This is a genomic window from Burkholderia sp. (assembly GCF_018375725.1).
Taxonomy (GTDB): Bacteria; Pseudomonadota; Gammaproteobacteria; order Burkholderiales; family Burkholderiaceae; genus Burkholderia.
The window spans coordinates 1-3,076 of record NZ_JAHACR010000404.1; the positions used below are offsets into that span (position 1 = coordinate 1).

3 protein-coding genes and 1 pseudogene are annotated in these 3,076 nt (G+C 66.6%); all 4 read right to left on the minus strand.

The genetic code is table 11. The features are described 5' to 3' along the window. Window positions 1-447, minus strand: a 447-nt coding sequence (locus tag KH616_RS23495; protein ID WP_292253385.1) for an iron-containing alcohol dehydrogenase, incomplete at its 3' end; no start/stop codon positions are given. Then, window positions 444-998 carry a shikimate kinase gene (locus tag KH616_RS23500; protein ID WP_292253389.1) on the minus strand — a complete coding sequence of 185 codons (555 nt, stop codon included), beginning with the start codon at window positions 996-998 and terminating at the stop codon, window positions 444-446. The genes KH616_RS23495 and KH616_RS23500, both read right to left, overlap by 4 nt. 40 nt (window positions 999-1,038) lie before the next feature. Next, window positions 1,039-2,658 carry a type IV pilus secretin PilQ gene (pilQ, locus tag KH616_RS23505; RefSeq protein ID WP_292253387.1) on the minus strand — a complete coding sequence of 540 codons (1,620 nt, stop codon included), beginning with the start codon at window positions 2,656-2,658 and terminating at the stop codon, window positions 1,039-1,041. After that, a pseudogene (locus tag KH616_RS23510) lies at window positions 2,652-3,076 on the minus strand (pilus assembly protein); the annotation flags it as partial. The pseudogene KH616_RS23510 and the gene pilQ, both read right to left, overlap by 7 nt.

The following is a 3,076-nucleotide window of genomic DNA, read 5'->3' on the forward strand; positions in this document are numbered from 1 at the left end:
GAGCGGATGGTTGATGCCGGTCTTGCCGCCGACCGACGAATCCACCTGCGACAACAAGGTGGTCGGAACCTGGATGAACGGTACGCCACGCATGTAGCAGGCCGCGGCGAAACCCGTCATGTCGCCGATCACGCCGCCGCCCAGCGCGACGAGTGTCGTCTTGCGATCCGCGCGCTCGGTGAGCAGGCCGTCGAAGATCAGGTTCAGGGTTTCCCAGTTCTTGTATGCCTCGCCGTCGGGCAGCACCACCGTCGACACGCGCTTGCCGAGCGGCGCGAGCGCGGCGCGCAGCGCGTCGCCGTACAGCGGATCGACCGTCGTGTTGGTGACGATCGTGACGGATGAACCCTTGATGTGGGGAGCGAACAGTTCGGTGCGGCCGATCAGGCCGGCGCCAATATGAATCGGGTAGGCGCGGTCGCCCAGGTCGACGTTGACTGTAATCATGCTTGTATTGGCTTGGCGACGACGCCTGCCATTTCGAGTTGCATCAGCACCATGTTGACGAGCCCGTTTACCGACGGACGGCCCGTCTCGATGACGAAATCCGCGCATTCGCGATACAGCGGATCGCGCACGGCGTAGAGCGCCTCGAGGCGCGCCTTCGGATCGTCGGTCTGCAACAGCGGCCGATTCTTGTCTTTGCGGGTACGCAGCCACAGATCGTGCGGATTTGCCCGCAGATAGATGACGATGCCGCGTGTTTTCAGGCACTCGCGATTTTCGGGGCGCAGTATCGCGCCGCCACCCGTCGCCAGGACGATGTTCTCGCGCTGGGTGAGCTCCTCGATCATCTGCGACTCGCGGTCGCGAAACCCGGCTTCGCCTTCCAGTTCGAAAATGACCGGGATACGGGCGCCTGTATGCGCTTCGATCTCATGGTCGGAATCGAAGAACTGCCTGTCGAGCCGGCGCGCGACCGCACGGCCCACGGTGGTTTTACCCGCTCCCATAAGGCCGACGAAAAATACGTTTGCGTGTGGGTCCCGCGCTTGCAACGGCTTCCTCTGCTTCAATCTTGCTGGTGTGTGGCGCAGCTTACTGGCAAAGCGGCCGCCTTGTCGAGCCTCGGTCGGCTGCATCCGTCCCGGTTTCGCCGGTATCCACGGTCGTGGCGCCGACCGTGCCGCAGTGCGCGCCGACCACCGTCGGGGTGATGAAAACGACCAGTTCGCTTCGCTGGTCGCGTTGCGCCCGATGCCGGAACAGCGCACCCAGAATCGGTATTTTGCCCAAGAGCGGCACGCTCGTCACATCGTCCCGCCCAAGGCGCTCGTAGATGCCGCCGATCGCCACCGTACCGCCATCCTCCACTTCGACGCGGGTCTGCACGTGCTTCGTATGGATCGCCGGTCCGGCCGTCGTCGGCTCGCCAACGCTGTCCTTGCGAATGTCGAGATCGAGCACGACGCGTCCGTCCGGCGTAATCTGCGGCTCGACCTCGAGCTTGAGCGTCGCCCGGCGGAACTGCACACCGCTTACACCGTTGCCGACCTTCGCCTGATACGGAAGCTCCGCGCCTTGCTCGACGATCGCCTTCGCGCGATCGGCGGTCACGACGCGTGGCCGCGAAACGATCTGCCCCCGGCCTTGCGCTTCGAGCGCGCTCAATTCGACGTCGAGCACCTGACTCAATGGCGCGGCCAACAGCGTGAAGCCGGCCGTCGCGGCATTGAACCCGCCGACCGGCCTCGCCGCCAGGTCGAGCGCGGTACGGTCGCCCGCACCGCTCTCGCCTGTCGCCAGCCTCCCCTGTGCGCGCAGTGCGATCCGGGCGCCGAGGTTGCGCGAGAAACCCTGCTCGCCTTCGACGATCGATGCTTCGATCCTGACTTGCCGCGAGGGCCGGTCGATCGCGTCGATCAGCCCGGCGATCTGCGCGATGCGCGGTGCCAGATCGGTGACGAACAGCAGGTTCATCCGCGCATCGGCCGCCGCCGAGCCCCGCTTCGACAGCACGCGCTGGCCCGCCGCGCCGGTCAGCAATCGCTGCACGTCCTGCGCGCGCGGATAGTGCAGCACGAAGGTACGGCTTTCGAGCGGCTCCAGATCGGCGGCCCGCGCGTGGGCTTCGAAGCGCTCGCGCGCCCGGGCAGCCAGCTCCGCTGCCGGCGCGACCCAAATCACGTTGTCCTGCCGCGTCATGGCGAGACCGTGCGCGTCGAGCAGCGCGTCGAACGCGTTTCGCCAGCGAACATTGTTCAGACGTAATGACACGTTGCCACGCACCTGCTCGCTGACGATGATATTCAGTCCGGTGAATCGCGCAAACGCATCGAATGCCGTGGCGAGGCCGACGTCATTCAGGTTCAGCGAAATCCGCCTGTCGTCGTCGCCTTCGCCCGGATGGCGCGCGGCCGCATCGCTCATGCGCGCGGGTGGCGGCAACGGAATCGGCGGCCCTTCGAGCACTGAGCGCGCCGGATCGTCAGCCGGCGATGAGGCGCGATTTTCATCTTGCGGTGCGAGCGGCAACGCAGGCTGAAGCGGGGTGCGCTCCGTGCCGGTTGCGTCGCCTTGCGGAAGCGGCATGTCCGGTTCATCGACGCGCCATTCCGCAGACGACAGCGCAGACGGCAAAGGCGGCAGCGCGCCGAACGCCGCGGCTGCGTAAAACCAGAGCGGCGCGCTCATCGCCAACCACATGCGCGTCACCATTGCCCGCCTCCGTCGTCCATTGCAATCCTGCGCGGACCGCTTGCCGTGGCGAACATCACGCCGTCGGATTCGATGCGCATCACGCGCATTCCCCCCACCGTCTCGCCGGCCGCCGCCGTCGTGATCGTGCCCGCGCGATCGTCGAATAGCGCGAGTCCGGCACGCGCATCCCACATGACGCCGGCAAGCCGGGACACCGAGGCATCGCCCGTTTCCGGTTCGGCGCCCCCGCTGAATGGATCGGCGGCGATCGAAGCATGTGCTGTCGGCATGTCATCGGATACCGCGCCGCCACCGGGCAGCGCCGGGAACACGTCGAGCGACAGTTGCACGCGCGACGCCGACGCATCGCGTTCGACGCGCATCGCCGTCGGCACCACCAGCACCGGCAGCGCGGCCAGCCCGCCGATCATCCGCT

Coding starts and splice junctions, on each gene's coding strand:
- pilQ (WP_292253387.1), bottom strand. CDS start 2,658: ATGGTGACGCGCATGTGGTTGGCGATGAGCGCGCCGCTCTGGTTTTAC.